This window comes from Burkholderia sp. Se-20378 (assembly GCF_017104665.1).
GTDB lineage: Bacteria > Pseudomonadota > Gammaproteobacteria > Burkholderiales > Burkholderiaceae > Burkholderia > Burkholderia lata.
Window position 1 is genome coordinate 1 of sequence record NZ_JAAGPG010000537.1, and the last position, 5,417, is coordinate 5,417.

The 5,417-nt window shown below is 65.8% G+C and carries 3 protein-coding genes; all 3 read left to right on the forward strand.

Going from position 1 to position 5,417, the window contains the following annotated elements; translation table 11 throughout:
- Positions 1-343 precede the first annotated feature (343 nt).
- Entirely contained in the window at positions 344-1,537 is a 1,194-nt protein-coding gene (locus G3N93_RS33100) for an ammonium transporter (RefSeq protein ID WP_174935064.1), read from the forward strand.
- A 159-nt stretch (positions 1,538-1,696) separates the two neighbouring features.
- Entirely contained in the window at positions 1,697-3,661 is a 1,965-nt protein-coding gene (locus G3N93_RS33105; RefSeq protein ID WP_174935066.1) for a PhoX family phosphatase, read from the forward strand.
- Between the two features lie 593 nt (positions 3,662-4,254).
- A complete protein-coding gene (locus tag G3N93_RS33110) occupies positions 4,255-5,079 on the forward strand; it encodes an IclR family transcriptional regulator (protein ID WP_174935067.1) in 825 nt (274 codons plus the stop codon).
- The last annotated feature ends 338 nt before the right edge of the window (positions 5,080-5,417 follow it).

Consider the following 5,417-nt stretch of genomic DNA (forward strand, 5'->3'; position numbering starts at 1 on the left):
GTCGCCGCCTACTGGTCGGCGTGCGCGCTGCGGCTGCGCCGGCCGCCGCTGCTGTTCCCGCGTCACTGACGCGCCGTAACGGTGCGCAGCGACGCACCGTCGCGCACCACGACGCACCACGCCGCACCAATCGGCTCGTCACACGCACCAGTTCCGCACGTGCCGCACCACACGCGTGCAACCGGCATCACGTCGCCCCCGCACCGGCCGCGCCCCCTTCCCGTGCACGATTCACCGGATTGCCGCACCACACGGTGTTGAAGCACCAACTCCACGCAGTCGTTCACCAAGTTGGCTCGATACTTGCGTTCCTTGCCCGTTTTTTGCGCAAGGAAGCCACGGCATGGATGGTCTGAAATCCGGCGTCGACACACTGTTCCTGTTGATCGGCGCCGTCATGGTGCTCGCGATGCACGCGGGCTTTGCATTTCTCGAACTCGGCACGGTCCGCAAGAAGAACCAGGTCAACGCGCTCGTGAAGATCCTGGTCGACTTCTCGGTGTCGACCCTCGCGTACTTCTTCATCGGCTACACGATCGCGTACGGCGTGGAGTTCTTCGACGACATCGGCACGCTGTCGCAGCACAACGGCTACGCGCTCGTGCGCTTCTTCTTCCTGCTGACCTTCGCGGCGGCGATCCCTGCAATCGTGTCCGGCGGCATCGCCGAGCGCGCGAAGTTCAATCCTCAGCTCGTCGCGACGCTGATCATCGTCGGCTTCATCTATCCGTTCTTCGAAGGGATCGCCTGGAACAACCGCTTCGGCGTGCAGGCCTGGCTCACGCACGCGTTCGGTGCGCCGTTCCATGATTTCGCGGGCTCCGTCGTCGTGCATGCGTTCGGCGGCTGGGTCGCGCTGCCGGCCGTGCTGCTGCTCGGCGCGCGCCACGGCCGCTATGCGAAGGATGGCCGGATCGCCGCGCACCCGCCGTCGAACATCCCGTTCCTCGCGCTCGGCGCGTGGGTGCTCGCGGTCGGCTGGTTCGGCTTCAACGTGATGAGCGCGCAGACGCTCGACAAGATCAGCGGCCTCGTCGCCGTGAACTCGCTGATGGCGATGGTCGGCGGCACGCTCGCCGCGTGGATGGCCGGCCGCAACGACCCGGGCTTCACGTACAACGGGCCGCTCGCGGGCCTCGTCGCGGTGTGCGCGGGCTCCGACGTGATGCACCCGATCGGCGCACTCGTCACGGGCGCCGCGGCCGGCGCGCTGTTCGTCGCGATGTTCACCTGCGTGCAGAACAAGTGGCGCATCGACGACGTGCTCGGCGTGTGGCCGCTGCATGGCATGTGCGGCGCGCTCGGCGGCCTCGCGGCCGGCGTGTTCGGCCTGCCGGCTCTGGGTGGTCTCGGCGGCGTGTCGTTCATGTCGCAGCTCGTCGGCACGCTCGGTGGCATTGCAATCGCAACCGCGGGCGGCACGCTCGTCTACGGCGCACTGAAAGCGACCGTCGGGCTGCGCCTCGACCGCGAAGCCGAGTTCGACGGCGCGGACCTGTCGATCCACCGCATCTCGGCGACGCCCGAACGCGATTGAGCGCCTGACGAACGCCCGACGAACCATTACGTTTTCAATTCAAAAAACTTTCATCTAGCGTCCTTACACTTCCGTCCAGTTTTCAATTTGCCTTCGCCGAGCTTGCCGACCGCCTGCTTCGCGAAGGCCATTCTTCCAACAACTGAAACTGGACACCACATGCCCGCGTTGCCCAATACTTCCCGTCGTCAGGCCCTGAAGATCCTCGCCGGCGCGCCGATGCTCCCGCTTTCCGGCCTCGCGCTGCCGGCCCTGCTGACGGGTTGCGGCGGCGACGACAATCCGGCGTCGACGCCGGCCCCGGTCGCCGCTGCGTACACGTCGGCGACGTTCTCGGCGATGGCCGCGCCCACGCTCGACAACGCGGCCGCGATGGCCACGACGACGGTCGGCTCGACGCTGTCGGTGTCGTTCTCGGACGGCTCGGCGCGCAACTTCAAGCTGGCGTACCGGCCGTTCTTCGTGACGGGCGACCTGGTGCCGGACGGCAAGGGCGGCACGACGCTCGCGGGCGGCTACTACGACATCAACAACCAGCCGATCATCGATCGCTCGGTAGCCGGCAAGGAGCGCCAGTTCTATTCCGACTGCCCGGACGGCAGCTCGCTGCTGACGCTGAAGAACGCGAACGTGTCCGGCGTGAAGGGCAACACGGTGTTCGCCGTCGTGCAGTTCGAATACACGACGCGCGACCAGGCCAGCGCATCGCAGTACGGCCAGCTGCCGTCGCCGATCGCGGTGCTGACGCTCGACCAGGATCCGGCCAACGGCGCGCTGAAGGTCGTCAAGTACCACAACGTCGACACGTCGAAGGCGCACGGCCTGTGGATCACGTGCGGCGCGAGCCTGTCGCCGTGGGGCACGCACCTGTCGAGCGAGGAGTACGAGCCGGACGCGACGAAGGTCGCGACCGACGCGCAGTTCAAGGCGTTCAGCAAGAACACGTTCGGCGACGAGACGAAGGCGAACCCCTACCACTACGGCCACCTGCCCGAGATCACCGTGAATCCGGACGGCACCGGCACCGTGAAGAAGCACTACGGCCTCGGCCGCATCTCGCACGAGCTGATCCAGGTGATGCCGGACCAGCGCACCGTGATGATGGGTGACGACGCCACCAACGGCGGCCTGTTCATGTTCGTCGCCGACAAGGCGGCCGACCTGTCGGCCGGCACGCTGTACGTCGCGAAGTGGACGCAGACGTCGTCCGCCGGTGCGGGCACCGCGACGCTCACGTGGATCAAGATCGGCCACGCCACGAGCAGCGAGATCGAAGCGCTCGCGAACACGCTGAAGGCGTCGGACATCATGGACCTGACGACCACCGACCCGAACGATGCGAGCTACACGAAGATCCACTTCGGCGGCAAGTTCAACTGGATGCGCGTGAAGCCGGGGATGGAAAAGGCGGCCGCGTTCCTCGAGACGCACCGCTACGCGGCGCTGCTCGGCGGCAGCATGGGCTTCACGAAGCTCGAAGGCACGACCGTGAACGCAAAGGACAAGATCGTCTACACGGCGATGTCGCGGATCGAGACGTCGATGGTCAAGGGCAATGCGGTGTCGCGCGACGTCGCGGTCGACAAGAAGATCGCCGCGGGCGCCGTCTATGCACTGAACCTGAAGGGCAGCCAGCGCGACACGACGGGCAGCGCGATCGACAGCGAATGGGTGCCGGTCGACATGGGTGCGCCGGCCGCGCTGGTCGGCGAGGATCTCGCCGCCGCCGACGGGCTCGGCAACCTCGCGAATCCGGACAAGATCGCGAACCCGGACAACCTGAAGTTCTCCGAAAAGCTGCGCACGCTCTTCATCGGCGAAGACTCAGGCATGCACGTGAACAACTTCCTGTGGGCCTACAACGTCGACACGAAGTCGCTGGTGCGCGTGCTGTCGTGCCCGGCCGGCGCCGAATCGACAGGCCTGCACGCCGTCGACGAGATCAACGGCTGGACCTACATCATGAGCAACTTCCAGCACGCGGGCGACTGGGAATCGCCCCTGCACGACAAGGTCAAGCCGACGCTCGATCCGCTCGTGCGCGCGAACTTCAAGGACCGCTTCGGCGCCAGCGTCGGCTACCTGACGGCCGAGCAGACCAGCATCAAGCTCGCGAAGGCCTGACCGGCCCACGCGAGGCGGGCCTGCGTCCCGGCCAGGCCCGCCCTTTCTTCATCACCGTTCATTCGTCGGCGCTCCACGCCGTTTGATGCGCGATGCCCCGTGCGGGCATCGCGCTTTTTTTTGCGCCTGCGCATCACGCAAAGCGCGTGCGCAAACAGACACCGCCTGCGTTCAAACAGAGGGTTTCGACGATCGGGGGATAATACGGGCCTGACGCGTCCGGGCGGACGAGCAGAAAGATGGGCAAAAAAAAGCGCCACGGAGACCGTGGCGCTAAAAAAGTTCTAGCCATTCCGAGGGCCGTGCTAGAACCTGAGAGACTGCGCGAAACATCGTTGCCGGTTAAACTCTTGAAACGATGTTTCGAAAACGTGAGACATTCTTTCCGTTTCCGCCCGACAAGTCAAGCGGTATTTGCACCGGTTCATGCACTTTCTGGCAACGCTCATTTGAGCGTTTTCCTAATAAACCAAGGGTGAACCCGTAAAATCTCATCCAATGACCGGTTTGCCTGCGGAACATGCATCCTTTGACAATAGTCCTACAATACCAACAAAATTGAAATCGAGTTTCGGAATTAGAGAGAATCCCTCGTGTCGACAACTGTAACCCCTCCCGCGTCGCGGGACCGTGAATCGTCGCCCGACGAGATCACCGCCCTCGCCCGCGGCCTCGCCGTGCTGCGCCGCATCGCGGCGGCCGACGCGCCCGTCAGCAACCGCGAGCTGACCGAACTGACCGGCATCCCGAAGCCGACCGTCTCGCGCATCACCGCGACGCTCGTCAGCGCCGGCTTCCTGTTTCAGTTGCCCGACAGCGAGCGCTTCGTGCTCACCGCGTCGGTACTCGAACTGAGCCACGGCTTCCTGCGCAACTTCGACATCCGCGCGCGCTCGCGGCCGTTCATGATCGAGCTGGCCGAACGCACGTCGCTGTCGGTGCACCTCGCGGTGCGCGACCGGCTCGACATGGTCGCGATCGACGTGATCCGGCCGCGCTCGGCCGTGCTCGTCACGCGCCTCGAAATCGGCTCGCGGATGGACATCGCACGCACCGCAGTGGGCCGCGCGTATCTTGCCGCACTCGAGGAAGACGAACGCCGCCTGTTGCTCGAGTCGCTGCGCACCACGGCGGGCGACGACTGGCCGCATGTGTCCGCCCGCCTGAACCCCGCGCTGGACGACGCGATGCGCGACGGCCACGCGATCGCGATCGGCGAATGGCGCGAAGGCCTGAATGCCGTCGCGGCCGGTTTCGTCGGCCCGTCGGGCCAGCGCTATTCGGTGAATTGCGGTGGCGCGTCGCACCAGTGCCCGCCCGAATGGCTGCACGAACACGTGGTGCCCGCGCTGCACGAATGCATCGCGAAAATCACCCGCGAGATCGGCGGCGCACCGGCCCGTCGCATCAGCGTGTAATCGTTTCGTCATCGTCCTGTCGCGTTCTGTAACGACCGTAACCCGTTGAAAGATAGACCACTGGACTGTAACGGGGACGGGACGTAGGATCATGCCCATCGTCGCGCCGCACTCGCGGTGCGCACCGCTCTTTTCCCGCGCAGACCGGCGGGGGCCCGGACCGAGCCGGGCGCCCCCTCCCGGCACCGCTCGCCCACGCGCAGCCCAGCAGTCCGATTTCCGGCCCGCCGCGCCGTCTTCCTGACAGATCACGATGGATAACGAACAAAAGCCCACGCCTCCTTCGAAAGACCCCGCGTCGCCCGCCGCACGTCGCCCGCGCCGCACGCTGATGGCCG